The organism is Nocardiopsis codii, assembly GCF_036327455.1.
In the GTDB taxonomy this organism is placed as follows: domain Bacteria; phylum Actinomycetota; class Actinomycetes; order Streptosporangiales; family Streptosporangiaceae; genus Nocardiopsis; species Nocardiopsis codii.
The window spans coordinates 120,935-145,643 of the sequence record NZ_JAUZMY010000007.1; the positions used below are offsets into that span (position 1 = coordinate 120,935).

General features: G+C 74.1%; 25 protein-coding genes. 12 read left to right on the top strand and 13 right to left on the bottom strand.

Translation table 11 applies throughout. The annotated features are described in order from the left end of the window. Positions 1–23 precede the first annotated feature (23 nt). The 6 genes from Q8791_RS09355 to Q8791_RS09380 form a co-directional block, all read right to left on the bottom strand. On the bottom strand, positions 24–587 hold the full coding sequence (locus tag Q8791_RS09355) for a copper chaperone PCu(A)C (protein ID WP_330091222.1): 564 nt from the start codon (positions 585–587) through the stop codon (positions 24–26). Positions 588–687: 100 nt separating this feature from the next. Continuing rightward, positions 688–1,953 (bottom strand): Dyp-type peroxidase, encoded by a 1,266-nt coding sequence (locus Q8791_RS09360; protein ID WP_330091223.1) that lies wholly within the window; start codon positions 1,951–1,953, stop codon positions 688–690. Next, the gene (locus Q8791_RS09365; protein ID WP_330091224.1) at positions 1,950–2,573 is read right to left on the bottom strand and encodes an SCO family protein; all 624 of its coding nucleotides are present in this window, start codon (positions 2,571–2,573) and stop codon (positions 1,950–1,952) included. The genes Q8791_RS09360 and Q8791_RS09365 overlap by 4 nt, the downstream gene beginning before the upstream one ends. A gap of 101 nt (positions 2,574–2,674) precedes the next feature. Continuing rightward, positions 2,675–3,283, bottom strand: coding sequence for an RNA polymerase sigma factor (locus tag Q8791_RS09370; protein WP_330091225.1), 609 nt, complete (start codon positions 3,281–3,283; stop codon positions 2,675–2,677). A 245-nt stretch (positions 3,284–3,528) separates the two neighbouring features. Next, on the bottom strand, positions 3,529–4,104 hold the full coding sequence (locus Q8791_RS09375; protein WP_330091226.1) for a hypothetical protein: 576 nt from the start codon (positions 4,102–4,104) through the stop codon (positions 3,529–3,531). Between the two features lie 50 nt (positions 4,105–4,154). Then, a complete protein-coding gene (locus tag Q8791_RS09380; protein WP_330091227.1) occupies positions 4,155–5,549 on the bottom strand; it encodes a hypothetical protein in 1,395 nt (464 codons plus the stop codon). A 188-nt stretch (positions 5,550–5,737) separates the two neighbouring features. Here Q8791_RS09380 and Q8791_RS09385 point away from each other — a divergent pair, with 188 nt between their 5' ends. Then, a complete protein-coding gene (locus Q8791_RS09385; protein WP_330091228.1) occupies positions 5,738–7,105 on the top strand; it encodes a molybdopterin-dependent oxidoreductase in 1,368 nt (455 codons plus the stop codon). Then, on the top strand, positions 7,105–7,638 hold the full coding sequence (locus tag Q8791_RS09390) for a hypothetical protein (RefSeq protein WP_330091229.1): 534 nt from the start codon (positions 7,105–7,107) through the stop codon (positions 7,636–7,638). The genes Q8791_RS09385 and Q8791_RS09390 overlap by 1 nt, the downstream gene beginning before the upstream one ends. A 39-nt stretch (positions 7,639–7,677) precedes the next feature. On the opposite strand, the gene Q8791_RS09395 is transcribed toward Q8791_RS09390, so the two are convergent. The 7 genes from Q8791_RS09395 to Q8791_RS09425 all read right to left on the bottom strand — a co-directional run bounded on the left by Q8791_RS09395 (position 7,678) and on the right by Q8791_RS09425 (position 14,178). Continuing rightward, complete coding sequence (locus tag Q8791_RS09395; RefSeq protein WP_330091230.1) at positions 7,678–8,349, bottom strand: class I SAM-dependent methyltransferase; 672 nt, start codon at positions 8,347–8,349, stop codon at positions 7,678–7,680. Then, positions 8,346–9,017, bottom strand: a complete 672-nt coding sequence (locus Q8791_RS09400) for a TIGR04282 family arsenosugar biosynthesis glycosyltransferase (RefSeq protein WP_330091231.1) — start codon at positions 9,015–9,017, stop codon at positions 8,346–8,348. The genes Q8791_RS09395 and Q8791_RS09400 overlap by 4 nt, the downstream gene beginning before the upstream one ends. Beyond that, entirely contained in the window at positions 9,014–9,787 is a 774-nt protein-coding gene (locus Q8791_RS09405) for a glycosyltransferase family 2 protein (protein ID WP_330091232.1), read from the bottom strand. The genes Q8791_RS09400 and Q8791_RS09405 overlap by 4 nt, the downstream gene beginning before the upstream one ends. 71 nt (positions 9,788–9,858) lie before the next feature. Continuing rightward, positions 9,859–10,935 carry an NAD-dependent epimerase/dehydratase family protein gene (locus tag Q8791_RS09410; protein WP_330091233.1) on the bottom strand — a complete coding sequence of 359 codons (1,077 nt, stop codon included), beginning with the start codon at positions 10,933–10,935 and terminating at the stop codon, positions 9,859–9,861. A 174-nt stretch (positions 10,936–11,109) separates the two neighbouring features. After that, positions 11,110–12,360 (bottom strand): MFS transporter, encoded by a 1,251-nt coding sequence (locus Q8791_RS09415; protein WP_330091234.1) that lies wholly within the window; start codon positions 12,358–12,360, stop codon positions 11,110–11,112. 766 nt (positions 12,361–13,126) lie between these two features. After that, a complete protein-coding gene (locus Q8791_RS09420; protein ID WP_330091235.1) occupies positions 13,127–13,330 on the bottom strand; it encodes an SMI1/KNR4 family protein in 204 nt (67 codons plus the stop codon). Positions 13,331–13,389: 59 nt separating this feature from the next. After that, positions 13,390–14,178 (bottom strand): IclR family transcriptional regulator, encoded by a 789-nt coding sequence (locus Q8791_RS09425; RefSeq protein WP_330091236.1) that lies wholly within the window; start codon positions 14,176–14,178, stop codon positions 13,390–13,392. 89 nt (positions 14,179–14,267) lie between these two features. Here Q8791_RS09425 and Q8791_RS09430 point away from each other — a divergent pair, with 89 nt between their 5' ends. The 10 genes from Q8791_RS09430 to Q8791_RS09475 all read left to right on the top strand — a co-directional run bounded on the left by Q8791_RS09430 (position 14,268) and on the right by Q8791_RS09475 (position 24,701). Beyond that, the gene (locus tag Q8791_RS09430; protein ID WP_330091237.1) at positions 14,268–15,197 is read left to right on the top strand and encodes a 5-dehydro-4-deoxyglucarate dehydratase; all 930 of its coding nucleotides are present in this window, start codon (positions 14,268–14,270) and stop codon (positions 15,195–15,197) included. 382 nt (positions 15,198–15,579) lie between these two features. Next, entirely contained in the window at positions 15,580–16,998 is a 1,419-nt protein-coding gene (locus Q8791_RS09435; protein WP_330091238.1) for an ABC transporter substrate-binding protein, read from the top strand. Positions 16,999–17,002: 4 nt separating this feature from the next. Next, positions 17,003–17,941 (top strand): ABC transporter permease, encoded by a 939-nt coding sequence (locus Q8791_RS09440; protein ID WP_330091239.1) that lies wholly within the window; start codon positions 17,003–17,005, stop codon positions 17,939–17,941. Beyond that, entirely contained in the window at positions 17,938–18,921 is a 984-nt protein-coding gene (locus Q8791_RS09445; protein WP_330091240.1) for an ABC transporter permease, read from the top strand. The genes Q8791_RS09440 and Q8791_RS09445 overlap by 4 nt, the downstream gene beginning before the upstream one ends. Next, positions 18,918–19,937: an ABC transporter ATP-binding protein gene (locus tag Q8791_RS09450; protein ID WP_330091241.1), complete on the top strand. Its 1,020-nt coding sequence runs from the start codon at positions 18,918–18,920 to the stop codon at positions 19,935–19,937. Before Q8791_RS09445 ends, Q8791_RS09450 begins: the two co-directional genes overlap by 4 nt. Next, positions 19,930–20,964 carry an ABC transporter ATP-binding protein gene (locus Q8791_RS09455; RefSeq protein ID WP_330091242.1) on the top strand — a complete coding sequence of 345 codons (1,035 nt, stop codon included), beginning with the start codon at positions 19,930–19,932 and terminating at the stop codon, positions 20,962–20,964. Before Q8791_RS09450 ends, Q8791_RS09455 begins: the two co-directional genes overlap by 8 nt. A 203-nt stretch (positions 20,965–21,167) precedes the next feature. Further along, positions 21,168–21,587, top strand: a complete 420-nt coding sequence (locus Q8791_RS09460; RefSeq protein ID WP_330091243.1) for a universal stress protein — start codon at positions 21,168–21,170, stop codon at positions 21,585–21,587. Beyond that, positions 21,584–22,594 (top strand): Bug family tripartite tricarboxylate transporter substrate binding protein, encoded by a 1,011-nt coding sequence (locus Q8791_RS09465; protein WP_330091244.1) that lies wholly within the window; start codon positions 21,584–21,586, stop codon positions 22,592–22,594. Before Q8791_RS09460 ends, Q8791_RS09465 begins: the two co-directional genes overlap by 4 nt. A 24-nt stretch (positions 22,595–22,618) precedes the next feature. After that, entirely contained in the window at positions 22,619–23,164 is a 546-nt protein-coding gene (locus tag Q8791_RS09470; RefSeq protein WP_330091245.1) for a tripartite tricarboxylate transporter TctB family protein, read from the top strand. Position 23,165: 1 nt separating this feature from the next. Continuing rightward, complete coding sequence (locus Q8791_RS09475; RefSeq protein WP_330091246.1) at positions 23,166–24,701, top strand: tripartite tricarboxylate transporter permease; 1,536 nt, start codon at positions 23,166–23,168, stop codon at positions 24,699–24,701. The last annotated feature ends 8 nt before the right edge of the window (positions 24,702–24,709 follow it).

A 24,709-nucleotide genomic window follows, 5' to 3' on the forward strand; every position in this document is an offset into this window, starting at 1 on the left:
GCCCCGGGCGGGGCGGCCACCCGTCAGTGGTGTCCTCCGTGGTCGGTCACGGGTGCGCTGCCGGCCGCCATGGGCTGTACGGGTGCGGTGAACTCCAGTTCGCGCTCACCGGCGAAGGCGAGCGTGACGGCGACCTCGTCGCCCGCCTCCAGGGGTTCGGCCAGGTCGTTGACCATGATGTGGTAACCGCCGTCGACCAGCGCGGTGGCGCCGCCCGCCGCCACCGGGATCTCGTCCACGACGCGCATGCGGGAGGCTCCGGAGCCGGTGGTCTCGGTGCTGCACAGGTCCGCGTCGGGCGAGGCCCCGGTGGAGACGCCGGTGATGGCGGTGTCCTCGTCGGCGGCGTTGGAGACCTCCAGGTAGAGGACGGCGATCCCGGGGTTGGCGGGTTCGGGGACCCACGCGCCGGTGACCTCAAGGTCGCCGTCCGCGGCACGGCCCCTGGGGTCGTCGGGGGCGGCCTCCGCCGCCACCTGCGCGGGCGCGTCCCCCGTCCCGCAGGCCGTGAGGAGGAGCAGGGCGGACAGCGCGGCGGGAGCGGCGGTCCGTGACAGGGGTACGGCGCCGGGCCGTTCGAGTGGCATGGTGTTCGTGGCTTCCTCGTGGTCGTGGTCGTGCGGGTGGGACGCGTGCCCGTCCTCGGAGTCGTCCCGGGGGCCCTCGGGGTTCCCGGGACGCGCGTTCTCACCCCGGGAACAGGTCGTGCGCGGCCCAGGGGTCGCCGTCGCGCACCGGGGGCACCGCGAACAGGGCGCTCCCCTCGTGGCGGACGTACGGGTGGAGGGCGTCTCCCCCTTCGTCCAGGGCGCGCTGCACCGGGGTGAAGCCCGTCCTGGGGTCGGCCTGCCAGGCGGTGAAGATCAGGCCCGCCTGCCGGTGGCCTCCGGCGTCCCAGCCCAGGTCGTAGCTGTACCCCCTGCGCAGCATCCGCGCGCCCAGGGTGTTCTCGGGAGAGGCGAGCCGGATGTGGGCGTCGCGGGGGATCACCGGCTCGCCGTCCTCCCCTGCGGCGGCCAGGTCGGGGAGGTCGTCCTCGGCGCCGCCTCCCAGCGGGGCGCCGGTGGAGAGCCGACGGCCGATGACGGCCTCACGGTCCCCGGGGTCGAGGGAGTACCAGTCGTCGAGGAGCATGCGGATGCGGCGGACGACGAGGTAGGAGCCGCCGTCCATCCACGCCAGGGAGGGTTCGGGGTGCGCGGCCAGGACCTGCGGGCCGAACAGCGGGTCGGAGGAGCGCGGGTTGACGGTGCCGTCGATCTGCCCCATCAGGTTGCGCGGTGTGGCGGTCGGGTCGTCCGCCGCCGCCGCGGAGCGCTGGAACCCGGGCAGGGACCAGCGGGGCCGCACGTCGCCCGCGACGGCGCCGACCAGGTGCCCGACCGCGGAGGAGGCGACGACCGGGTCCTCCGCCGCGACGTGGAGCAGCAGGTCCCCGCCGCACCAGGCGGGTTCCAGGCTGTCGGTGGCGAAGGCGGGGATCTCCTCCATGTGCGGGGGGATCCGGTCCCCCGCCCCGGCTCTGTCGAGGAGTGAGGCGCCCAGCCCGAGGGTGATGCCCAGCGAGGCCGGGAGGAGCCCCTGGGTGGGAGCTCCCTCGACCCGGGTGTGGAGGCCCTGCTCGTGGAGGGCGCGGATCTCCCGCCCCCAGGTCCGCAGGACCCGGCGCGCGGCTTCACGCGTCGGCTCTCCCGCGTCCGCGCGCAGGTCCACCGCGACCAGCTGGACCTGGGAGGGCGTGGGTGACCGGAGCGCCGGGGGCATGCCGTCGCGGTCCCCCGCCCGGGAGCGGGCGGGGGCGAGCGCGTGCTCGTTTTCCTCCCCGAGCCGGCGGTCGGCGAGGGCGTGTCCGGCGCCCGCGCCGACGGCCAGCCCGGCGAGCCCGGCCGCGCCGGTGGCGGTCAGCAGGTTCCGGCGGGAGGGCCCGTTCGCGTGGTCGGTGCGGCGTCTCACAGGAGGGTGTCCGCGAGTGCCGGGAGCAGGGAGGCGATCTGGTCGGCCTCGGCGCCCTCGTCGAACATGCCCGCCGCCTCGCCCCCGGGCAGGAGGACGACGACGCGGCCGCCGTGGGTGACCAGGTACTGCCCCTCGGTCTCCTCCGGGGGGTCGATGGCGATGCCGTAGTCCCGGGCGGCCTCGACCGTCGCGTCGACGTCCCCCCGGATCCCGTGGAAGGAGGGGTCGAACCGGTCGAGCCAGGATCGCAGCTGCTCGGCGGTATCGCGGGCGGGGTCGGTGCTCACCATCACGACGTCGTAGGCGCCGGCCGCGTCGCCGGCCCCGTCGAGGGCGAGGTCGACCTCGGCCATCGTCATCGGGCACACGTCGGGGCAGCTGGTGTAGCCGAAGAAGAGCAGGGTCAGCCGGTCGTCGGCGACGTCGGTGAAGCCCCAGGGGTCGCCGTCGAGGGTCGCCAGCTCGGTCGCCGAGGCCGCCATGGGGTCGTCGGACAGGTCGAGGTAGAAGTCGGCCTCCGCGACCGGGTCGGCTGCGGAGCAGGCGGTGGCGAGGGCGAGGGCGGCGGCGCTGAGCGCGACGCCCGCGAGGGTGGTGGTGCGGTGTCGGTAGGGCATGGGTCTCGTTCTCGTTCTCGGGGTCGGTGTCCGGCCGTGGTCGGGCCGGGGGTGTGCGGGGGCGGGGCGGCGCGGTGGCGTCGCACCGCCCCGCAGCCGGGTCAGGCGGCCTGGCGCAGCATGCGCGCCAGGTCGCGTCGGCCGCGCGCCACGCGGGAGCGGACCGTGCCGACGGGGGTCCCGAGGGCCCGGGCCGCCTCCGCGTAGGGCATGCCCTGGATCTGGGTGAGCACGAAGGCCGTTCTGCGGTCCTCGGGAAGCTCCTCCAGCAGGTAGAGGAGGGCGAGGTACTCGTCGAAGCGTCCCTGGTGGGCGGACACCCCCTCCTCGGCCCACTCGTCGACGGCGTCGTGGCGGGGGGTCCGGCTCTGGACCCGGTAGCGGTCGGCCACGGTGTGGCGCGCCACGGAGAAGAGCCAGGCGCGCACCGGTGCGCGTCCCGCGTAGTGGTCCAGGCCGCGCAGGGCGCGGGAGAAGGTCTCCTGGGTCAGGTCGTCCACCCAGGAGGGGTCCACCCGGCGGGCGATGAAGCGCGCCACGTCGTCGCGGGTGCGCGCGAAGAGGGAGTCCAGCGCGTCCCCCGCGCCCTCCTTGGCGCGCATCGCCAGCGCCGTCAGTTCGCCGTGCTCGCCGCCGGGGTCGCGCGGCCCGTCCGGCGCCGGCGGCCGGTCGGAGGGCGCGGGGGAAGTGGCATCACAGAGGGAAGGCATGTCCGTTCTTTCTGTCGCCGCACGCGCGGTCACCGGGACACGGGTCGGCGGAGGACCGCGCGGTACTCGTCGGAAGGGGCGCACTCGTCTGGGCGAGGCGCGCCCGGAAGGGCTGAGGGCGGCCCGGACGGCGCGCTCGACCGTTCCCCGGCACGGCGGGGCGGTGCCGGAACGACGCGGCGGAGGCGGGTCAGGGCACGGGCGGCCGTGACCACGCCTTCCGGGAGGCGTGGCGAACGCGGGTCTCAGGCGGGCGACAGGAGCGGAGGACCGCGCAGGATGCGGGTGTGCCGCAGGTACGGCAGGCGGATGCGGACGGGTGCGTCCGCGGTCCGCAGGCGTGGGACGACGGGGCCGCGCGGTGCGGGCAGGCCGCCGATCAGCACCAGCAGGGGGAAGAGGGAGAGCGCCATGAAGCGCAGGAAGGCGAACAGCGCCGTCTCCCCGCGGCGCAGCCACCAGGCGCTGGCCAGCGCGAAGACCACGTGCGTCGCGATCATCGTCCACGCGGGCATGGCCGCCCGGACCACCGCGTCACCGCCGTGGGAGGCGGTGTGCGGCCCCGCGAACGAACCGACGTAGCTGTACGCGACGTGCAGGGCGAACTGGCCCCAGAGCATCCACCCGGTGAGGGTGGCCCATCCCTGGCGCCGGTTCGTGGCCGCCCACGCCATGGCGAACACGACGGCCATCCCCGCGAGGAGGCCGACGAACGGGACGTCGTGACCGGAGCTGAGCGCGTGCCCGTGCGCGGACAGGCTCGCGCACACCAGGGTGAACACCCCGGCGCGCAACGGGCGGCACGACTCGCTCTCGGACATCTCCCCGCCATCGTCTCACCACCGCGGGGGAGGGCGACGGCGGGCCGGGGTCACCAGCCGGTGAGCAGCAGGTGGTTGACCAGGAGGGCCGTGGCTCCCTGGGCGGCCAGCCACCCCCGGTGGTGGCGCTCGGGCAGGAGCGCGACGGCGGGGACCAGCCACAGCACGAACGGCAGCCAGATGCGCTCGGTCTCGCCCTTGCTCATCCCGGAGAGGGTGGCGACCGTGATGGCGCCGAGCGCGGCGGCGGCGAGCAGGGCCGTCGTCGCGGTCTCCCGGGACGGCGCCCGGCGCAGACCGCCCGCGGCCCCGGGCAGCGGCGACGGCGCCCGGCGCAGGCCCGCCACGGTCGCGGGCCCGACCGCCAGGCACGCGACGGCCAGGTTCGCCCACACCCAGTACGCGTAGGGGCGGACCGCCGCCACCCCCTGGTAGTAGCGCTCAACGAGCAGGTGGTACCCCTCCCACCACAGGAAACCGGCGGCCGTGAAGGCCGCGGCGACGATCATGGCGCCCGCCAGGGCGTAGGGCAGGGGGCGCGCGTTCCGCGCGCACAGGAGTACCGCCACGGCCGGGATCGCGGCGAGGACCAGCCCGTAGGACAGGTACACCGCCCACCCCAGGAGCAGCCCGGCCGCCAGGGCGGCGGTGCGCGGCGCGCGGGCGCCGGGCGCCGCGCCCACGGCGAGGAGGGCCAGGCCCCACGCGGTGACCGCCGCGAAGTAGCCGTCCGCGGAGACCCCCGTCCACACCGCGGCGGGCAGCAGCACGAGGAACGGCGCCGCGCGGCGCGCCGACGCCTCCGCGCCGAGCGCGCGCATGGCGACCAGGACGGCCGCGGCGGCCGAACCGCCGACGAGGATGCACCAGAGCCCGGCCCACTCCCCTCCCCCGAGGCCGACCCGGTCCAGGGCGACGAACGTCAGGACGGCGCCCGGGGGGTGCCCTGCCACGTGGGTGGGCCAGTTGTCCGGCTGCCCGACCAGGATGTGCCGGGTGAACGTGCGCACGGCGGCACCCGCGTCCTCGAAGCGGTCCACCGAGGACAGGTACTCGTGGGGCGACAGGAGGCGGTCGGCGATCCCGCGCCTCCAGCCGTCGACCAGGGCGAGCGCGGCGGTCCAGAGCGTGGACGCGGCCCACGCGGCCCCCACCAGGGCGGGCCAGGGCAGGGCGCGCGCGACCGCGGGCCCGCAGGCCGCCACCGCCGCCGCCAGGGCGAGGGCCGGGACCGTGCCGGGTCCCGTGTGGGGCAGCCAGGACGCGTACAGCGGCGGCCAGGCCACGTGCAGGACGCCGTGGGTGCGCTCGATCCAGGTGCCGACGACGGCTGCCGCGGCGAAGAGGAGCCCGGCCAGGGCGACGGCGCACAGGTCGGCGCGGAGGCCGGACCGGGGCGGGCCGGTCGTCTTCCGGTCGTTCCGGTGGAGTTCTGGCTGCGTCACGCCGTCACCGTAGGACACGTGCGCCCCCGTGGCGGGGTGTGCGGCGGCGTGTCGCCGGGGCCGGGGAATCCACTGCCCGGACGGGTCGCGTCCGGACACACCGCAGGTCGGGCGGTCCCTCCCTGCCGTGCGCGGTCGGCCTAGCATGACCGTGGGTCGACCCATCGTCCCGGGAGGCGAGGGACCACGTGGACGAGCAGGGCGGTGGCCCGCGTCGGCGGCGCCGGTCGGACGCCGTGCGCGCGGAGGCCCCCGGCCCCGTCCCCCGCCGGCCGGTCGGCGGGGTGCTCGCGCTCCTCGGGGAGGGTCCCCCGTTCGGCCCCACCCGTCCCGGGTTCTGGCGCAGTCCGCTGCGCGGGCCGCGGCTGACGTCCCTGCTGGGGGCGGTCCTGCTCGTCGGCGTCCCGGTGCTGTTCGTCACCGGCCTGCTCTCCTACGCCGCCTACAACCCCGACCTGGCCTCCAACGACATGACGCCCGACAAGGGGGTCCTCGGCTTCTACCTCTTCCCCTGGCCGACCGACCCCCCGTGGCTCTACCGGCTGACCCAGGGCGTGCACGTCACGCTCGGCATCACGCTGGTCCCCGTGCTGCTGGCCAAGCTCTGGTCGGTCGTGCCCCTCCTGTTCCGCTGGCCCCCGGTCCGGTCGCTCGCGCACGCGCTGGAACGGCTGTCCGTCCTGTTCCTGGTGGGCGGCGCGCTGTTCGTCTTCGCGACCGGTGTCCTCAACGTCCAGTTGGAGTACGTCTTCCCCGGTTCCTTCTACCCCCTGCACTTCTACGGCGCCTGGGTGTTCGTCTCCGGCCTCGTCGCCCATGTCGCCCTGAAGCTGCCGACCATGGTGCGTGCACTGCGCGGACGCGGTCCGGGGCGGGGCCCGGGCGATGCGTCCGGCCGCGGCCGGGCCGACGACGGCCTGGTGGCGCCGGACCCCGCCCCGGAGACGGCCTCGCGCCGCACCCTGCTGGGCGCGGTGGGGCTGGGTTCGCTGGCGCTGCTCCTGACGACGGTCGGCCAGAGCCTCGGCGGCCCGTTGCGGCGGACGGCGGTCCTGGCGCCGCACGGCAGGCTGCCCGCCGACGGGGCCGACGGCTTCCCGGTCAACACCACGGCCGCGTACGCGGGCGTCACCGACGCCGACACGGGACCCGGCTGGCGGCTGACGGTCCGGAACGGAGACCGCGAGGTCGTGCTCACCAGGGAGGAGCTGCTCGCCCTGCCCCGGTACCGGTCGGCGCTGCCGATCGCGTGCGTGGAGGGGTGGTCGACGCGCGACCTCGACTGGGAGGGGGTGCGGCTGTCCGACCTCGCCGCCCTGGTCGGGGCCGCGGGGCCTCCAGGGGTCCTCGTGGAGTCCGCCCAGCGCTCGGGCGCCTTCGCCAGTGCGGCCCTCCGCGGCAACCAGGTCGCGGACCCGCGGTCGCTCCTGGCCCTGCGCGTCAACGGGGAGGACCTGTCGCCCGACCACGGTTACCCCGCGAGGGTGATCGTGCCCGCGAACCCGGGGGTGCACAACACGAAGTGGGTCACCCGGCTCGGCTTCGGAGAGGTGTGATGGGCCTCCTGCGGCGCTGGTACGGCGCCTCTCCGTGGCACCTCCTGCTGATGGCCGGCGTGCTCGCGCTCGCCGCCTACGCCGGGGTGCGCCTCCTCGCCGGGGGCAGCCCGTGGGCCATCGCCGTGTGGTTCGCGGGCGCGGCCCTGCTGCACGACCTCGTCCTGGTCCCCGCCTACAGCCTGGTCGACCGCGTCCTCCGGTTCGCGGTCCTGGGCCGTCCCCGGAGCGCGGACGGCTCGTGGCGGGAGCCGGGCCGGGCGCGCGTGCTCCTCCTGGGCCACGTGCGCGTCCCGGCGGTCGTCTCGGCACTGCTGCTCCTGGTGTACCTCCCGCTGATCGCGGGCCCCCCGGAGGCCTACGTCTCCAAGACGGGCCTGACCGGGGAACCGTTCGGCCACCGTTGGGCGGCGGTCTGCGCGGTCCTGTTCGCCGCGTCGGCGGCTCTGGGCGCGGTCCGGTACGCGCGGGCCGCACGGGCCGCGCGGGCCGCACGGGCCGCACGGGCCGCACGGGCCGCACGCACGCCCTGAGTGCCGGGCGGTGCGGCGCCGGTCCCCCGCCGGCGCGGTTCAGCGCGGTGCGCGCAGCGCGGCGAACCTGCGTCCGTGCACGTGCCATGCCTCCGTCCACGTCCATCCGGAGGAACCCGCGCACCTCCGCAGGGCCGGGAGCCCGACCCTCGCCCACGGGAACGGTGCTCCCGGATCCCCGCAGCCGTCGGTGACCTGCACCGTCACCCGCTCGTGGACGTCCTGGGCGGCGGCCTCGACGATGAGCAGTCCTCCCGGCAGGACGATCTCCCGTACCCGGGCGAGCAGGTCGCCGGGCGCGCCGCCGATACCGATGTTGCCGTCGAGCAGCAGGGCGGTACACCAACCGCCCTCCCCGGGCAGCGGGTCGAACACCGAGGAGCACACCGCCCGGGCGCCTCCCTCGACCGCCCGCGACACCGCCACGGGGTTCGTGTCCACGCCCAGCGCCCGGCGTCCGCGGGCGGTGAGCGTGGCGACCATGCGGCCGGGGCCGCACCCGACGTCCAGGGTGTCGCCCTCGGAGCGCTCCAGGACGCTCTCGTCCGCGGCGTCGGTCCCCCCGCACCAGCGTTCGACCTCCAGGGGGAGCATCCACCCGTCGGACCGGCGGAGGAACAGGGGGCCGCGTCCGCTGGAGAGCGCCTGGGAATAGGGGTCGCACAGCCACGGAGCCGCCCCGGCGTCGATCCCGGTCCCGGCGGCGCTCACCTGTGGCACCCCGCCCTCGCGAGCCGGACGGCCCTGCCGAAGCGGCTGTCGGGTATCAGGGAGGCCACGAGCGCGGCGTCGCGGGCGGTGTCGACGTCGGTGACCCTCTCCAGGTCGCCCACGCGCAGACCCGCGCGGACCAGCCGCTCGCGCTGGATCCGGCCGGTGTGCTCCGTCGACATCGGGACGCCGCGCAGAAGGGCGGGGTCGGGTTCGGCCAGGCCGAGCGCCCAGAAGCCGCCGTCCTCGCTCGGGCCGAACCACGCGTCGACGAGGTCCCACGCGCCCGGTGCGAGGGCGGGTCCCATGAGCGCCCGGTTCACCTGCGGGGTGTCCATCCCGATCAGCAGGGTGGGCCCCGAGCACGCGGCGAACGCGTGCGCGAGCCGTTCGTCCAGACCGCCGCCGGTCTGGGGCACGACCTCGAAGCCGGGGTCCGGGAGCCAGGGTCCGGGGCTGCCCTCCAGCACCAGGAGCCGTCTGCGGGCCGGGAGGGAGCACACGGTGTGCAGGGTGTCCGCCAGGGCCGCCTCGGCGAGCACCGCGGCCTCCTCCGGTGTGTACTCCGGTGTCATCCGGGTCTTGACCCGTCCGGGGACGGGCTCCTTGGCGATCACCACCAGGGTGGAGTCCCCGGGCGGGAGTCCGGCGTCGCGGGGGCGGGTCACGGCGTCCCCTCCTCGGCTCGCACGGGGTGCCGGGCCGGGGGCTCGCGCAGCACCGCCGTCATGTCGCGCACGGCGGTCCAGGTTCCGCGCCAGGTCCCGGTCACCTTGGACGCCCCCGAGCGGGGCAGGTAGGGAACGTCCACCTCCTCGATCCCCCACCCGGCGTCGGCGGCGCGCACGACCGTCTCCAGCGGGTAGCCCGAGCGCCGGTCGGTCATCCCCAGTCCGATGAGGGCGGTCCTGCTGGCCGCCCTCATCGGGCCGATGTCGCGGACCCTCACACCGGTCCGGGCGCGCAGCATCCGCGCGACGACGGTGTTGCCGGCCCTGGCGTGCACCGGCCAGGTTCCGCGGCGGACGGGGCGCCGCCGCCCCATGACGAGGTCCGCCCCGCCGGCCCGGATCCGCTCCACCATCGGCGGGAGCAGTCCGGGGTCCAGCGAGGCGTCGCAGTCGCAGAAGCACACGAACTCGGCGGTCGCCGCGGTCAGGCCGGCGTGGCACGCCGCCCCGAAGCCCCGGCGCGGTTCGGTGACGACGAGGGCTCCCAGGTCCGCGGCGATGGCGGCCGATCCGTCCGTCGAGCCGTTGTCCACGACGATCGCCCTCCAGCCCGGCGGTATCCGCTCCATGACCCAGGGCAGGGCGGACGCCTCGTCCAGGCAGGGGAGAACCACGTCGACAGGCGGCGGGCCGTCGCCCGTCGTGCGCGGGCTCCCTCCCGCCTGGTCGTCGTGTGCGCGGTCGTGCTCATGAGGTTCACCGGTCATCTTGATCACGTTACGAATCGATGTGCTCACCAGGCGTGAAGAGCGGTCGCGACACGCGGACGCGTCGGCCGTCAGCTCGTCGGGGCGGGCGCCCCGACCGATCCGCGCAGCCCGGCGCGGGCGAACTCGGCCATCCCCTCGGCGAAGCCGACCCTCGGCCGCCAGTCCAGCTCCTCCGTCAGCCGACGCGAGGACGCCGTGATGTGCCGGACGTCGCCCAGCCGGTACTCACCGGTGATCCGGGGCCCGGGGCCGCCGTACGCGTCCGCCAGCGCGTGCGCCATCTCGGCGATGGTGTGCGGCGTCCCGCTGCCGGTGTTGAAGGCGGACAGCTCCCCCCGCGCCCGGCCCCGCACCGCCTCCAGCGCCGCCACGTTGGCCCGGGCGACGTCGCCGACGTGCACGAAGTCGCGCCGCTGGCGACCGTCCTCGAACACGCGGGGCGCCTCGCCCCGGGCCAGGGCCGAGCGGAAGAAGGAGGCGACTCCCGCGTACGGGGTGTCGCGCGGCATCCCCGGCCCGTACACGTTGTGGTAGCGCAGCGACACCGCGCGCCCGCCGACGGCCCTGGCCCACGACGCGCACAGGTGCTCCTGCGCCAGCTTCGTGGTGGCGTAGACGTTGCGGGGGTCGGCGGGCGCGTCCTCCCCGACCAGGCCGGGTTCGAGCGCGGCTCCGCACCGGGGGCACGGGGGGTCGAACACCCCGGCCTCCAGGTCCTCCCGCGACCGCGGGCCGGGACGGACGTCGCCGTGCTCGGGACAGGTGTACCGCCCCTCGCCGTAGACGACCATCGAACCCGCCATGACGACGTCGCGGACCCCGGCTCGGGCCATGGCGGCCAGGAGGACCGCCGTGCCCAGGTCGTTGCAGCCCACGTAGTCGGGGGCGTCCAGGAAGTCCGCGGAGCCCAGTCCGACCATCGCCGCCTGGTGGCAGACCGCGTCCACCCCCCGCAGGGCGTGCTCGACCGCGCCGCCGTCCCGGATGTCGGCCACGACGTCGACGGATTCCCCCTCGGGGCCGCGACCCGGATGGGCCTGGGGCAGGTAGGCGTCGAGGGTCACCGCCTCGTGCCCGGCCAGGCGGAGTTCCTCCGCCACCCGTGATCCGATGAACCCGGCCCCGCCGGTGACTAGTACGCGCATGGTCCCCAACCTACGGTTCGATCACTCACCGTAGTCGGATCCGCCACGCGCGGTGCGGGGTTTGCGCGGTCTGCCCGTCGGGTCCGTTCACCGGGTCCCGCGGCGGTCGGTCGTACTTCGGGGGTCGGTCGACGCGGGCGGGGGGAGGAGGTCCTCTGTCCGCGACCGCCCGGCTCAGGCCGAACCGGTTCGCCCGCCCCGGCCTGCGGTGTCGGCCGCTCCCGCCCCGGTGCGCCGACGCGCCGAGCCGGCGCTCAGGGCGAGGGCTCCGGTGAGGAGCACGGGCACGAGCAGGCCCGTGCCCACTCCGCCCTGCGCGGAGAGCAGGCCGATCGCGGGCGCTCCCACCAGGGGGCCCACGTAGCCGATCGCCGCGACCGTCCCGAGGTTCCTTCCGACGTGCCGTGGGTCGATCTCCGCCGCCGCGCTGAACAGCTGGGGCACCGCGCACGACAGCCCCAGGCCGATCAGGGCGAACCCCGCCAGGACCGTGGCGGGTGTGGGAAGGCCGAGCGCGAGGGCGAAACCGCAGACCGCGGTGAGGGCACCGGACCGGAGCAGGTTCACCCGGCCCAGCAACAGGGCCAGCCGGTCCCCCATGATGCGGCCGACGGTCATCATGACCGTGAACGACGCGAACACGGCGGCCGCCATCGCGGCGGACGCGTCCACGCTCTCCTGGGCGTAGAGCGCGCTCCAGTCCTGGACGGCGCTCTCGGAGAGCATGGCGGCCATGGTCATCGCGCCCAGGGCCAGGAGGATCGGGGAGAGCAGGGGCCTACGGGGAACCCTGCCGCCGCCGTGGGTGCTGTCGGCGGTCGGAGGCGTGTACCGCACGAGCGCTCTCGCGGGGATCAGGGCCGCGACGGCCAGGAGCGCGCCCATGGCCTGGAAGGTGGCGAGGGGGCCCAGGTCGGCGTGGGCGGTGACGACTCCGCAGAGGGCGCCGAAGGACGCGCCCAGCGACACGAAGGCGTGGAAGGAGGAGAGCAGCGGACGCCCGAGCGGCTGTTGGAGGAAGGCCGCGTGGGTGTTGACACTGATGTTGAGCAGGGAGTGGGCGGAGCCGAGCACGAACAGGGCGACGGCCAGCTCACGGGGCCCGGTGGCGGCCCCGGGCAGCGCCAGGCAGAGCGAGGCGGCGACCGCGGCCGGAGCGATGACGAACCGCGGAGCGCACCTGTCGAGGAGTGCCCCGCCCACGCGCGCCGTGATGATCGCGCCCACGCCCATGCACAGGAGTGCGAGGCCCAACTCGTCGGCCCCGACACCGCTCTGCTCCTTGACCGCGGGGATGCGTGACGCCCACACGGGAAGCACGGCCCCGGTCAGGAAGAAGTACCCGGCCAGGGCCGATCGGGCGTACAGGGCCCTTTTCTCACTTGTTCCGCGTTCGGGATTGGAATGGGCGGTGTCGGGTTTCACGGACACTCTCCAGGTTGTCTGGGCCGATGGAATCGTTCGTCGCCGACGGAGCGGACATGGGCGGCGGTGGCGACGAGGGGTGCATCCGGACACAGCCGTGGGTCCGCGCTCTCCCTGCCAGACCCATGGTCGGCCGAAAACACGAGATTACAAGGGCCACAACCCGAAGAGATGTTATTCCCGGAGTTTATTTTGCAGAGCCACAAATGGCTCAATTCAGAAGTTTCGCAATTTTGCACCACATGGGGAGATCACCCGAGATATTCTTTTTCTCGGCAACAAAGGAGAACACCGGAAAGAATGGCAATGACCAACAGATCCCACTTGTCGCCCACCGGCGCCGGGGACACATGCCGCACGGGGGGACATTCGGCCGCGGGAAGCTTATGTTTATTTCCCCCGTCCGAAGCTATCCGGGGAATTCCCTCACCGAGGGCGACACCACCAAAGCGGAGAGTGTGGTCTCGAGCACTTCGCACCGGAGGCCCACCTGGAACACCAGGTACGGTCCGTCCCATCTCCACCGGGACGCGGACGGGCACCGGAGGAGACCGGCGGGCGACGCCGCCCGGCGGGAAGGGGCGGACCGGACATCGCTCCCGCCCCGGAAGGCGGACAGAGGGGTCGGTCGCGGCCCGGGGCCCGGCCGATCCGGCCCGGAGGAGCCGCCGCGACCCCCGCGGGGGCGGTCGGCGCCGCGGGAGCGGCCCGGTCCGGCGCGCCCTCCCCCAGCCGGCCCACCAGGTCGTCCGTCAGCAGGTCGCCGTCACCCTCGACGTCCTCGCCGATCGCCCAGCCACCACCGGTACGACGGCGGCAGCCGTCCCACGCGCTCCTCCGCCGCGCGGAGGTCGTGCTCCGGCACCGGGGCGAAGGGGCCCCGCCCCAGCTCCGGCGCCCCCTCGACCAGGTCCGCCAGCTGTGTCAGGTCCGCGTCCATGGCGCCGATCCTGCCAGTACGCACCGTCACGTCCCCGGGCGCTCCCTCCACCGGACCCGCGCCCCGGGCGCCGTGCCGCCGGGGCGGGGTCAGCGCACGATGCGGTCGCGTGCCTTGAGCAGTGCGCGCACGATGTCCCGCTCCCGCTCGGGGTCCAGCCGGACGATGGGGACGGAGAAGCTGAGCGCCTCCTTGGGCGGGCCCCCTCCTCCGAAGTCGAGCGCCACCGCGAAGCACCGCAGCCCCACCGTGGACTCCTGTTCGTCGATCGCGTAGCCGCGCTCCCTCACGCGCTCCAGCTCGGCCCGCATCCGCGCGCGGTCGGTGATGGTGTGGGGGGTGCGGGCCGGGACCGTCTCGGGCATCAGCGCCTCCGTCTCCTCCCACGGGCGTTCGGCGAGGAGCGCCTTGCCGAGTCCGGTCGCCCAGCAGGGCAGCCGGCGGCCGGGCCGGGAGACCACCGCCAGGGAGTGCCGGGAGATGCACGTCGCCAGGTAGACGATCTCGTGGGCGTCCAGGCGGGCGAGGTGGACGGTCTCCCCCCACTCCTGGGAGATCTCGTCCATGACGCGCTGCGCCCGCCGCACGACGTCGTCGTGTTCGACGTAGGAGGCGCCCACCCGCAGGGCGCGGATCCCGAGACGGTACCTGGACCCGGTGACGTCGGGATCCACCCAGCCGCTGTGGACCAGCGTCATCAGCAGGGCGTAGGCACTGGCCCGGGGAAAGCCGAGGTCGGAGGTGATGTCGCGCAGGGATCTCGGGGTGTCGGCCGCGCTCAGGTACTCCAGCAGCGCGATCGCCCGCTCGGCGGACTTCACCGGGCGGACCCCCGTCACCTGGGGGGTTTCCGCGTCTCGCCCCTCGGAAAGTTCCATGTTCATCCTTGACGTGATCTGAGACACCAATTTACTGTTCCGTCTATCAGTATAGATACCGTCTCCATATGTAGACATGAGGTCTCTGTATGCCCCCCACTCCCGCAGCGCTCGCAGGCTCCCTCACCGGGTTGCTCGGCTTCCCCGTCACCCCCTTCACCCCCTCCGGGGAACTCGACATCCCCCGTTTCGGGGACCACCTCGACGAGATGGTCGAGGCCGCGCCCAGTGCGCTGTTCGTCGCCTGCGGGACCGGCGAGTTCGCCTCGCTGACCCTGGACGAGCACCGGACGGTGGTGCGCGCGGCCGTCGCCCGCGTCAGGGGAGCCGTCCCCGTGCTGGCGGGTGTCGGCGGCGGGACCCGCACCGCCAAGCAGTACCTGCGCTCGGTCGAGGAGGAGGGCGCCGACGGCGCGCTCGTCCTCCCGCCCTACCTCCAGGTCGGCCCGCAGGACGGGCTGCTCGCCCACTACCTGGAGCTCCTGGACTCCACCGGACTCGGCCTGATCCCCTACCAGCGGGCCACCGCGGTCTTCGCGCCCGAGACCGTGGCGGAACTCGCCGGCAGCGAGCAGGTCGTCGCCCTCAAGGACGGGCACGGCGACATCGAGCTGCTGCAGCGCACCATGACCGCGACCCGCGGCAGGCTCCCGCTGCTCAACGGGATGCCGACCGCCGAGACCTTCGCCCGCGCCTACAGTGCCCTCGGCGCCGCCTCCTACTCCTCGGCGGTGCTCTCCTTCGCCCCCGCCGTCGCCACCGCCTTCTTCGCCGCCTTCTCACGCGGTGACGAGGCCGCCCAGGACGAGCTGCTGCGCGAGTTCTACGTCCCGCTCGCCGCACTGCGCAACACCACACCCGGCTACGCCGTGTCCCTGGTCAAGGCGGGGCTGGAGATCGGCGGGCGCTCAGCCGGCCCGGTGCGCCCGCCGCTGGGCGAGGTGGCGCCCGAGCACAGGAAGGAGCTCGGGCGGATCATCGACCGCGGACTGGCGGTCGCGGCGGGGGCGGGCGCGTGAGCTCCGCCGCCTCCGACGGCGCGCACGCGCCTCTCCCCCGGTCCGCGGTGATCCGCCCCGGCACCGCCCCTCCCTCCCCGGCGCTCCCCCCGCATCCCTGACCGACGCCCCGCCGCCCGGAGCGGACCCACCCCGCCCCGGGCCCCGCCCACACCGTCCACCGACCCCCACACGTCTCCCGCCCCCCGGGCGAACCATCCCTCCCCTTCGCCCCACCCAGGGCAGATCTCGGAGCAACCCATGCCCCCCCCACCCCCGTGCGTCCCACCGGCGTCCGGCACGGGCCGCCGGCGCCCTCGCCGCCGTCGGCATCCTCCTCGCCGGAACCGCGTGCACGGTCGCGAACTCCGGCGACGGCGACGCCGCCGACACGATCCGCATCGTGCTGCCCGAGGAGCCGCCCACCCTGGAACCCTGCGACGCCTCGCTCACCGCGACCGGCCGGGTGACGCGCTCCAACATCACCGAGGCGCTCACCGAACGCGTCCCCGACACCGGGGAGCTCGAACCGGCGCTGGCCACCGCCTGGGAACAGACCTCCGACACCACGTGGACGTTCGCCCTGCGCGACGGGGTCACCTTCCACGACGGCACGGCGTTCGACGCCGAGGCGGCCGCCTTCTCCATCGAGCGCACCGTCAACTCCGACATCGACTGCAACGTCGACGGCTACGTCTTCGGTGACAGCGAACTCACGGCCGAGGCCACCGGCGCCACCACGCTGGAGGTCACCACCGCCGAGCCCGACCCGATCCTTCCGCTGCGGCTGTCCTTCGTCGAGGTCGTCCCCACCAGTACCGGCGCCGACGGAAAGGTCCGCGAACCCGTGGGCACCGGCCCCTACCAGGTCGGGCAGTGGGAGCAGGGGACCAGCCTGACCCTGGAGCGCTACGACGGCTACTGGGGCGAGGCGCCCGCCTACGGGACGGCCAGGTACGTCTGGCGTTCGGAGGGCAGCATCCGGGCCGCGATGGTCTCCCAGGGCGAGGCCGACATCGCCGTCGGGCTCGCCCCCGAGGACGGCGCCGGCGACTTCGCGGTGGAGTTCCCCAACAACGAGACCTCCTACATGCGCATCGACGCGACCCAGGAGCCGCTCGACGACCTCCGCGTCCGCCAGGCCATCAACTACGCGATCGACAAGGAGGGGCTGGTCGCCTCGGTCTTCGCCGGGCTCGGCGAACCCGCCGGGCAGATCGTCCCGGAGGGCGTCACCGGCCACAACCCCGACATCGGGGCCTGGCCCCACGACCCGGAGCGGGCCGCCTCCCTGATCGAGGAGGCGCGCGAGGACGGCGTGCCCGTCGACACCACCATCACCATCATCGGCCGCAACGGCATCTACCCGCGCGCGTCGGAGGCCATGGAGGTCGTGCAGAGCTCCCTCATCGAGGCCGGGCTCGACGTGGAGATCGAGATGCTCGACGTCAACGCCTGGCTGGAGTACCTGCTGCGCCCGTTCCCCGCCGACGCCGGTCCGACGCTGCTCCAGGCCCAGCACGGCAACCAGGCCGGTGACGCCGCGTTCACGATGGAGCAGATCTACGGCTCCGAGGGGGCGCAGAGCAGCTACGGCACCGATGAGCTGGACGACCTGACCCGGGAGGCCGAGCAGGCGCAGGAGGAGGAGCGCCAGCAGGCGTTCGCCGACGCGCTCTCCCACCAGAACGACGAGGTGGTCCGCGACGCGGTGCTGGCCCACATGACCGGCATCATGGCCGTCGCGTCGAACGTGTCCTACACGCCGAACTCGGCCACCAACGACGAGCTGCGCCTCAGCGAGATGCAGCGGAACGACTGAGGCGGTGTCCGACTCCATGCTCGTCTTCCTACGGCGCCGCATCCTCTCCAGCGCCCTGCCGCTCCTCGCGGTGGTCCTGGGCGTGTTCTTCCTGGCGCGGCTGACCGGTGACCCGGCCAACCTCTACCTGCCCCTCAGCGCGACACCCGAGATGCGGGCCGAGTTCGCCGCCAGGAACGGCTTCGACCAGCCGGTGGCCGTGCAGTTCCTCGACTACCTGTCCCAGATCGTGCGCCTCGACTTCGGCGAGTCGCTGCGGACCGCCCAGCCCGCCGCCCAGGCGGTGCTCCAGGCGTTCCCCGCGACCCTCCAGCTGGCCGGGGCCACGATGGCCATCGCCATCGCGGCGGCCGTGGTGGTCGGCAGCCTGGCCGCCTACCGCCCGAACTCGGTCGCCGACCGGTTCGCGAGCCTCCTGTCGTCCGCGTCGGCGAGCGTGCCGGACTTCTGGTTCGCCATCATGGGCGTCCTGGTGTTCGCGGTGACGCTGAACTGGCTGCCCACCTCCGGGACCGACGGGATGGGGGCGTGGGTCCTGCCGATCGCCACGCTCCTCATCCGCCCGTTCGGCGTCCTGGTCCAGGTGGTGCGCGGCTCGATGGTCTCCGCGCTGTCGGCCCCCTACGCCAAGGTGGCCCGCAGCAAGGGGGCCGGCGAGAGGCGCGTCATCTTCGTCCACGCCCTGCGCAACGCCGCCGCGCCCGCGCTCACGGTCGCGGGAGACCTGACCGTGGGCCTGGTCAACGGCGCCGTCGTCGTCGAGACGATCTTCGGCTGGCCCGGCATCGGCAAGCTGATGATCGACTCGATCCTGCAACGCGACTTCGCGGTGCTCCAGGCGGCGGTGCTGCTGACAGCCGTGACGATCTTCGCGCTCAACATCCTCATCGACGCCTGCTACGCGCTGCTGGACGCACGCGTGCGCCAGGGGGTGACGACATGACGAACGGAGATCCCTTGTCCGAGACCGGCGACCACCCCGCCCCGGCGGACACCGCGCCCGCGGCGGCGCCGCGACCCCGCCTGTTCGCCCTGCTGCTGAAGGACCGCGTCGCCTGCCTGGCCGCGCTGGTGCTGCTGGCCATGTCCACCGCCGCGGTGGTCGGCCCGTTCCTGCTCGGCGACCTCGCCACCCGGCAGAACCTGCACTCGGTCGACCTGCCGCCGTTCACCCTGGACAACGGCTGGGCGTTCGTGCTCGGCAGCGACTCGCTGGGGCGCAGTGTCGCGGCCCGGCTGGTCGTCGCGGCGCGCACCACCTTCGCGGTGGCGGTGCCGGCGGTCCTCGTCTCCTTCGTGGTGGGGTCGGCCTGGGGGATGTGGGCGGGCTACCACCGCGGCTGGCGCGAGAGCGTGTCCATGCGGATCGCCGACGTGGTCCTGAGCTTCCCGTCGCTGCTGCTGGCGGTCGTCGTCCTGTACGTGTTCTCGCCCAGCATCGCCACCCTGGTCCTGGTTCTCGCGATCGCCCGCGTCCCGGTCTACCTGCGCACGGCCCGCGCCGAGTCCGCCGAGCTGCGCAGCCGCCTGTTCGTGGACGCTGCCCGCACCTTCGGCGCGAGCAGCGGGAGCATCATCCGGCGCCACGTCGCGCCGACCGTGATGCCCACCCTGATCACCGTCGCCACGCTCGACTTCTGCTTCGTGATGCTCACGGAGTCGTCGCTGAGCTTCCTCGGCATCGGCATCCAGCCGCCCGACCTGAGTTGGGGGCTGATGGTCGCCCAGGGGCGCCAGGAACTCCAGACGGCCTGGTGGATCGCGGTCTTCCCCGGTCTGGCCATCGTCATGACGACCATCTCGGCGACCACCCTGGCCTCGTGGGCCCGGCTGGCGACCGACCCCGCCCAGAGGTGGCGGCTGACCGTGCCGCGCGGCAGGGTCCGCAGGACCGCCCGCAAGGCTGAGGAGGTAGCGGAATGAACGCGCTCCAGGAGAGCACCCGCCGGGCACGGCCCGCGGACCCGGCCGCGATGGAGGTGGAGGGGCTCTCGGTCGACATCCGCACCCCCGAGGGGGTCGCGCACGCCGTCCGGGACGTGAGCTTCACCGTGCGCTCCGGCCGGACGCTGGCACTGCTGGGCGAGTCCGGGTGCGGCAAGAGCATGACGGCGCTGGCGATCGCCGGGCTGCTCGACCCGGTCGCCGACGTGGTCGGCGGCGAGATCCGTCTGAACGGCTCCAATCTGTTGGCGCTCGGGGCGCCGGAGCGGCGCCGTCTGGCCGGCCCGGAACTGGCCATCGTGTTCCAGGACGCGCTGACCGCGCTCAACCCAGTCTACACGGTGGGCGCGCAGTTGGGCGAGCCGTTCCGCATCCACGAGGGGCTGTCGCGCAGGGCGGCCCGGGCCAGGGCGGTGGAGCTCATGGAACGGGTGGGCATCCCCGAGGCCCGGTCGCGGGTGGACGCCTACCCGCACCAGTTCTCGGGCGGTATGCGCCAGAGGCTGTTGATCGCCATGGCGGTGGCGCTGCGGCCGTCGGTGCTGCTCGCCGACGAGCCCACCACCGCCCTGGACGTCACCGTGCAGGCCCAGATCATGGAGCTGCTGCGCGACCTGCGGGCCGAGCGGGACATGGCGCTGGTCCTCATCACCCACGACCTGGCGGTCGCCGCCGAGCACGCCGACCACGTGGCGGTGATGTACGCCGGGGCGATCGTGGAGACCGGGCCGATCGGGGAGGTCTTCGCGGCCCCCCGCCACCCCTACACCCGGGGCCTGCTCGCCTCGGTCCCGGGCGGGGGGAAACGGGGGGAGCCGCTGCGGTTCATCCCCGGCAGCCCGCCCGACCTGCGGGCGGTCCCCACCGGGTGCGCGTTCCGCACCCGCTGTCCCCTGGCGCGCGAGCGGTGCGCCACGCACCGGCCCGAGCTGGTCGAAAACGACCAGGGCCGCACGGCGGCCTGCCACTACTGGAGGGAGTCGGCCGATGCCTGACACCACGGCACAGCCCGCCGGGCCGCTGCTCCGGGCGAGCGGCCTGACCAAGAGCTTCAAGGTGCCCAGGAGCGCGTCGGGCAGTACCTCCCTGCGCGCCCTGGACGGGGTCGACCTCACCCTGGGTCACGGCGAGACGCTGGCGCTGGTGGGCGAGTCGGGATGCGGCAAGTCCACCCTGGCCAGGGTCCTGCTCATGCTGGAACGGCCGGACCGGGGGACGCTGAGCTTCGACGGGACCGACCCGTTCTCGCTGCGCGGCAGGCAGCTCCTGGCCTGGCGCCGCCGGGTGCAGATGGTGTTCCAGGACCCCTTCGCGTCCCTCAACCCCCGCCTGAACGCGGCGGAGCTGATCAGCGAGCCGTGGCGCACCCACCGCGACCTGGTCCCGCGGCAGGACCGGGCCGCGCGGGTGCGGCGGCTGCTGGAGATGGTGGGGCTGAGGGCCACCGACGCCCACCGCTACCCGCAGGAGTTCTCCGGCGGGCAGCGGCAGCGCATCGGGATCGCCCGCGCGCTGGCCCTGGACCCCGACGTCATCGTGTGCGACGAACCCGTGTCCGCCCTGGACCTGTCCGTGCAGGCACAGGTCCTGAACCTGCTCGCGGAACTCCAGGCCGACCTGGGCGTCTCCTACGTGTTCATCTCCCACGACCTGTCGGTGGTGCGCCACGTCGCCGACCGCGTGGCGGTGATGTACCTGGGCGGCGTGGTCGAGACGGGGACCACCGAGGAGATCTTCGCGCACCCGCGCCACCCCTACACGGCGGCGCTGCTGTCCTCGGCTCCGTCCCCCTTCGGCGCCGACGGGCCCTCCCGGGAGCGCATCCTGCTGACCGGCGAGGTGCCCTCGCCGGTCGACCCGCCGTCGGGGTGCCGTTTCCGGACCCGGTGCTGGCGTGCCGAGGACCTGTGCGCCCGGGTCGCCCCGCCCGTGGAGGCGGGTCCCGGGGACCCGGCGCACACGGCCGCCTGCCACTTCCCGCTGGAGGCCGCCGCCGCGGGTTCGGGCGCGTCCGGCGGATGATCCCGGGGCCGGGGTCCGGTTCCCGCGCGGTCCTTCGGGACGCGGAACCGCCCCGGCCCCTCCTCCCCCCTCCTCGTGGGCCGCGGCCCGGCGGCGTGACCCGCCTGCCGTGTCACCTGCTGCTATTGACGGATTAACACACATGATACAGCCTATACACTGCACACTGTGATGCCAGTCACGAGGTGTTCGAGGAGGAGCAGATGACAGTGGTGCTTGCTCACGCCCCTGTGGAGTCCGCGGAGGCGGCGTTCGCACAGGCAGTCCGGCAGGCGGGTCTCCAGGGCAGCGAGTTGGTGATCGCCAACGCCGTCTCGCACGACGCCGCCGCCGACACGCGGGCCGTGAACCCGCCGGAGATCCAGGAGCTCGTCGAGCGCGCGCGGGGCGCGGGGGTGCGGGCGCGGTCCGTGCGGCTGACCGACGCGGACGCGGCGGCAGCGCTCCTGGAACTCACCGAGGAGGTGGACGCCGGACTGCTGGTCATCGGGGTCCGGCACCGGTCCGCGATCGGGAAGCTGCTCATGGGCAGCACGGCCCAGCGCCTCCTCCTGGAGGCGGCGTGCCCCGTGCTCGCGGTCAAGTCCGACAACGGGTCCCGGAGAACGGGAGCCTCCTCGTGATCGGCGACAAGGGCCTCGTCAGCGCCGGTGTCGGGCTCGCCCTGGTCGTGACGACCGGGTTCTTCGCGGTCCAGGACGCCGTGGGCGGGGACGAGGGTTCGCGTGCCCGCTCCGCCCTGACGGTCATCGCCCCGGCCGCGGCCGGAGGCGGCTGGGACCTGGCCGCCCGCGAGTTCCAGCAGGCGACCAGGACGGACTCGATCGTCAACAACGTCCAGGTGGTCAACGTCCCGGGCGCGGGCGGCACCATCGGCCTCGGCCAGCTGAGCCGGCTCGAAGGTGAACCGACCACCGTGATGATCACCGGCGCCGCCATGGTCGGCGGCGTGGAGATGGGCGGCTCGCCGGTCCGGCTGAGCGACGTGACGCCGATCGCGCGCCTCACCGACGACTTCGAGGTGATCGCCGTGCCCGCGAACTCCCCCTGGCAGACCCTCGACGACTTCGTCGAGGCCTGGAAGGAGGACCCGAGCATCCCGGTGGGCGGCGGGTCTGCGGGATCGCCCGACCACCTGGTCGCGGGACAGCTGGCCGAGGCGGCGGGGCTGGACCCCGCCGACCTGCACTACACGCCGCACGCCGGGGGCGGGGAGCTGACGATCTCCCTGCTGTCCGACGCCGGCGGCACCGTCCGGATCGGGGTCACCGGGTTCAACGACTTCCGTGACCTCATCGAGGGCGAGCGGCTGCGGGCCCTGGCCGTCGTGGCCCCCGAGCGCCTCGACGGCTTCGACGTGCCGACCACCGCCGAACTCGGGTACCCCTCGGTCGACCTGGTCAACTGGCGCGGCATCGTCGCCGCCCCCGGCATCGGCGAGGAGGACCGGGACGAGCTCCTGGCGATCACGGAGGAGATGTACGGGGCCGACTCCTGGCAGGAGGCGATCGACCGCAACTACTGGGAGCAGAACTGGGCCGGCCCGGAGGAGTTCGCGGAGTTCCTCACCGACGAGGAGATCCGGATCCGCACGCTCATGACCGACCTCGGCCTCATCTCGGGCTCCTGAGCCCGAGGACTTCACGGAGAGAACATGTCACACACAGACCTCGACAGCGGCTCGGCCGCCGACCCGCCCCAGGCGCAGGCGCCGCCGCGGGCGCTGTCCTTCTGGGACGGCCGCGGCGAGCTGATCATCGGCGGCCTCCTGCTGGTCATGGCGGTCACGCTCGTCATCGGCAACACGGGAATGGACGTCATCGGCGACGGCGGGCTCCTCGGACCCCAGGGGGTCGGCTGGTTCGTGGCCGCGCTCGCCGCCGTGATCGGCGTCCTGCTGATCGTCTCGGCGCTCCGGCGCACCCCGGAGCGGCGCGGCTCCCTGGCCGCCGAGGAGCGCACCAACTGGCGGGCCGTGGGCCTCGTCCTGCTCGGCATCGCCGCCTTCAGCGGACTGATCGACGTCCTGGGCTGGCTCGTCATGGCCACACTGATGTTCACGGCCGTGGCGACGGGGCTGGGCAACCGGAACCTGCTGCGCAACCTGACCGTCGGCTTCGTCATGGCCGCGGTGATCCAGATCGTGTTCAGCGGCATGCTCGGCCTGAACCTCCCCTCGGGCGTCCTGGGGGGTCTGTGAGATGGAACAGCTGACACACCTCCTCGGCGGGTTCGGCGCCGTCCTGACCCCGATGAACCTCGTCTGGATCACCCTCGGCGCGTTCCTGGGCACGGCGGTGGGCGTCCTGCCCGGCCTGGGCTCGGCCATGGCCGTGGCCCTGCTGCTGCCGATGACGTTCACGCTCGACCCGCTCGCGGCGCTCATCATGTTCAGCGGGGTCTACTTCGGCGGGCTGTTCGGCGACTCCACCGCCGGCATCCTCATGAACACCCCGGGCAACAGCACCGCGATCGCCACCACCTTCGAGGGCCACAGGATGGCGCGGTCGGGGCGGGCCCCGCAGGCGCTCGCCACCTCCGCGATCGGCGCGTTCACCGGCGGCATCCTGGCCACCGTGCTGGTCGTCTTCTTCGCGCCCTCCATGGCCGACCTGGCGACGCGGTTCGGTCCGGGCGAGTACTTCGCCCTCGCGCTCTTCGCCTTCGTCGCGATCTCCGCCGTGGTCTCCGAGTCGCCCCTCAAGGGCCTGGCGGCCCTGGCGTTCGGGCTGGGGCTGGCCCTGGTGGGCACGGACCAGTCGACGGGCACCGCGCGCTTCACCTTCGGGATGCCGGCGCTCTTCGACGGGATCAGCATCGTCGTGATCACCGTGGCCGTGCTGGCGGTCGGTGAGGTGCTGTACGCGGCCGGACGCGTGGGGCACCGGGGCGCGCACAAGCTGATCCCCTCCGCGGGCAGGCCCTGGCTGTCGGGCCGGGAGTTCCGGGCCGCGCTGCCCGCCTGGCTCCGGGGCGCCGGCATCGGCATCCCCTTCGGCATCATCCCGGCCGGGGGCGCGGAGGTCCCGACCTTCCTCGCCTACAGCACCGAACGCCAGCTGGACAAGCGCCGCAGGAAGCCGATGTTCGGCAAGGGGGCGATCCAGGGCGTGGCCGCTCCGGAGGCCGCGGGCAACGCGACGGCGGGAAGCGCGATGGGCGCGCTGCTGTCGCTGGGTCTGCCGACCTCGGCCACCGCGGCCGTGCTGCTGGCCGCCTTCCAGCAGTACGGCATGCAGCCCGGGCCGCTGCTGTTCGAGCGCAACGGCGACATCGTGTGGGCGCTGCTCGCGGGCCTGCTCCTGGCGACCGTCGTGCTGCTCGTCATCAACCTGCCCTTCGCCCCGCTGTGGGCGAAGCTGTTGCTGCTGCCGCAGTCCTACCTCTACGCGGGCATCACGGTCTTCGCCTGCCTCGGCGTCTACGCCACCGGTGCGAACAAGACGGACCTGGTCCTCATGTGCCTCCTCGGCGTCCTGGCCTTCGCCATGCGGCGCACGGGTGTGCCCCTGGCGCCGGTGCTCATCGCGGTGATCCTGGGCCCGTTGGCGGAGTACTCGCTGCGCGACGCGATGGCGAACTCCGGGAACGACCCCCTCACCCTGGTCGGCAGCCCGATCACCATCGCGCTCTACAGCCTGCTCCTGCTGGGACTGGCCTGGACCGCGTGGCGGCGGCTGCGCCCGGCCGCACCGGCCGGGGCCGACCGGGAGGAGGCCCTGGAGACGCAGGGCTGACCGCGGCG

What these genes read in the sequence shown, in the direction of transcription:
- Q8791_RS09355 (WP_330091222.1), bottom strand. Translation starts at nt 587, where the DNA reads ATGCCACTCGAACGGCCCGGCGCCGTACCCCTGTCACGGACCGCCGCT.
- Q8791_RS09365 (WP_330091224.1), bottom strand. Translation starts at nt 2,573, where the DNA reads ATGCCCTACCGACACCGCACCACCACCCTCGCGGGCGTCGCGCTCAGC.
- Q8791_RS09370 (WP_330091225.1), bottom strand. Translation starts at nt 3,283, where the DNA reads ATGCCTTCCCTCTGTGATGCCACTTCCCCCGCGCCCTCCGACCGGCCG.
- Q8791_RS09375 (WP_330091226.1), bottom strand. Translation starts at nt 4,104, where the DNA reads ATGTCCGAGAGCGAGTCGTGCCGCCCGTTGCGCGCCGGGGTGTTCACC.
- Q8791_RS09390 (WP_330091229.1), top strand. Translation starts at nt 7,105, where the DNA reads ATGGGCCTCCTGCGGCGCTGGTACGGCGCCTCTCCGTGGCACCTCCTG.
- Q8791_RS09405 (WP_330091232.1), bottom strand. Translation starts at nt 9,787, where the DNA reads ATGACCGGTGAACCTCATGAGCACGACCGCGCACACGACGACCAGGCG.
- Q8791_RS09410 (WP_330091233.1), bottom strand. Translation starts at nt 10,935, where the DNA reads ATGCGCGTACTAGTCACCGGCGGGGCCGGGTTCATCGGATCACGGGTG.
- Q8791_RS09425 (WP_330091236.1), bottom strand. Translation starts at nt 14,178, where the DNA reads ATGGAACTTTCCGAGGGGCGAGACGCGGAAACCCCCCAGGTGACGGGG.
- Q8791_RS09430 (WP_330091237.1), top strand. Translation starts at nt 14,268, where the DNA reads ATGCCCCCCACTCCCGCAGCGCTCGCAGGCTCCCTCACCGGGTTGCTC.
- Q8791_RS09445 (WP_330091240.1), top strand. Translation starts at nt 17,938, where the DNA reads ATGACGAACGGAGATCCCTTGTCCGAGACCGGCGACCACCCCGCCCCG.
- Q8791_RS09450 (WP_330091241.1), top strand. Translation starts at nt 18,918, where the DNA reads ATGAACGCGCTCCAGGAGAGCACCCGCCGGGCACGGCCCGCGGACCCG.
- Q8791_RS09455 (WP_330091242.1), top strand. Translation starts at nt 19,930, where the DNA reads ATGCCTGACACCACGGCACAGCCCGCCGGGCCGCTGCTCCGGGCGAGC.
- Q8791_RS09460 (WP_330091243.1), top strand. Translation starts at nt 21,168, where the DNA reads ATGACAGTGGTGCTTGCTCACGCCCCTGTGGAGTCCGCGGAGGCGGCG.
- Q8791_RS09470 (WP_330091245.1), top strand. Translation starts at nt 22,619, where the DNA reads ATGTCACACACAGACCTCGACAGCGGCTCGGCCGCCGACCCGCCCCAG.
- Q8791_RS09475 (WP_330091246.1), top strand. Translation starts at nt 23,166, where the DNA reads ATGGAACAGCTGACACACCTCCTCGGCGGGTTCGGCGCCGTCCTGACC.